Below are 1,551 nucleotides of genomic sequence, written 5' to 3'. Positions count from 1 at the left end.
GTGGCCGGGGTGCCCCGCCGGGGCCACCAGGGTGCGGTCGTCGTCGAGCTGCGTCCCGTCCTCCTCCGCGCCAGTCCGGTACCCCGGCGGGGCGTACGGCGCGAGGGGGACGTCGCCCATGGATCGGCGGGCGCGGTCCAGCGCCTCCGCGAAGGCGCCGGCGTGCGGGTAGCGCTCCTCCACGTCGAAGGTCAGGGCGCGGAGGACCACCTCCTCCACGCCGGGCGGGACGGACGGGTTGCGGGCGCGGACCGAGGGGGCGGGGACGGGGAGGCCGATCCCCATCCGGTTCCGGTCCGCCTCGGTGAACGGGCGCTCGCCGGTGAGGAGCTGGAAGGCGATGGCCCCCAGCCCGAACACGTCCGAGGCCGGCGTCAGGCGAGCCTCCCCGCGGAGCTGCTCCGGGGAGGCGTAGGTGGGGGAGAGGGGGGCCCGGCCGTCCTGGGTGAGCTGGGTGAAGGTGTCCTCGTCGGCGATCACCTTGGCGATCCCGAAGTCCAGCACCCGCACCTGCATCTCCTCCGGGTCGTCCGGGTGGATCAGGAAGACGTTGCCGGGCTTGACGTCGCGGTGGATCACGCCGGAGCGGTGCCCCACCGCCAGCCCCCGCGCGGCCTGGAAGACGATCTCCAGCGCCAGCGGGACGGCGGGCGGCCCGGAGGAGGCGAGGCGCGTCGCCAGGTCCTCGCCGCGCAGCAGCTCCATGACGATGAAGTCCAGCCCGAGCTCGGGGTCGGTCCCGTAGTCGTAGACGGGGACCACGTTGGGGTGGTGCGGGAGGCGCGCCGCGGCGGCGGCCTCGTGCCGGAAGCGCGCGCGGATCCGCTCGCGGGCGGCGGGGTCGGCGGCGCCCATCACCGTGATCACCTTGACCGCCACGTCGCGGCCCAGGCGAGCGTCGGTGGCGCGGTACACCGCCCCCATCCCACCCCTGCCGATCACCTCCTCGATCCGGTAGCGGTCCACCAGCACCCGCCCCGTCAGCAACGCTTCAAACCCCGGCATGACTCATCCGATCTCTGGTTGTCGAGACGGCCGCCCCCCGAACGCCGTGCGCGCTCAGGGGTGCTCCGCCACCTCCAGCTCCACCACCTCCGGCACGCTCCACCCCGTCGCCAGCTCCACCTCGGGGCTGGGCACGGCGCGCCAGGGGTCCGCCTCGCGCGGGCGGATCCGCTCCAGCATCGCCTCGGCCAGCCGCCTCCGCGTGCGGGGCGGGTCCAGCGCGAGCAGGCGCTCCAGCGTGGCGACCGCGGCGGCGGTGTCGCCCCGCGCCAGGTGGGCGTCCGCCAGGTTCGCGTACGCCACGTGGCGCTCGGGGTGGCGCTCCACCACCTCCTCCAGCACGGCCACCGCCTCCCGGTGGCGGCCCAGGCGGAGGAGCGCGTAGCCCTCGTTGTTGCGGTACTCGGCCTCGTCCGGGCTCAACCGCCCGGCGCGCCGGAACGCCTCCAGCGCCGGGCCGTACTCCCGCTCGCGGAAGTGCCGCAGCCCCTCGCGGTTGGCGTCGCGCGCCTCCGCCGCGGGGGGGCGCGGCGGCACCGGAGGCAC

At 76.1% G+C, this 1,551-nt stretch carries 2 protein-coding genes; both read right to left on the bottom strand.

The window, feature by feature from the left end; genetic code table 11:
- Positions 1–1,005: serine/threonine-protein kinase (locus VGR37_05375; GenBank protein ID HEV2146826.1), on the bottom strand; the 1,005-nt coding region annotated here is incomplete at its 3' end.
- A 54-nt stretch (positions 1,006–1,059) separates the two neighbouring features.
- Positions 1,060–1,551: tetratricopeptide repeat protein (locus VGR37_05370; GenBank protein ID HEV2146825.1), on the bottom strand; the 492-nt coding region annotated here is incomplete at its 5' end.

The sequence above is a fragment of the Longimicrobiaceae bacterium genome, from assembly GCA_035936415.1.
Lineage (GTDB): Bacteria > Gemmatimonadota > Gemmatimonadetes > Longimicrobiales > Longimicrobiaceae > JAFAYN01.
The sequence above is the reverse complement of the archived record's forward strand: the minus strand, read 5'-3'. Positions and strand labels throughout refer to the sequence as shown.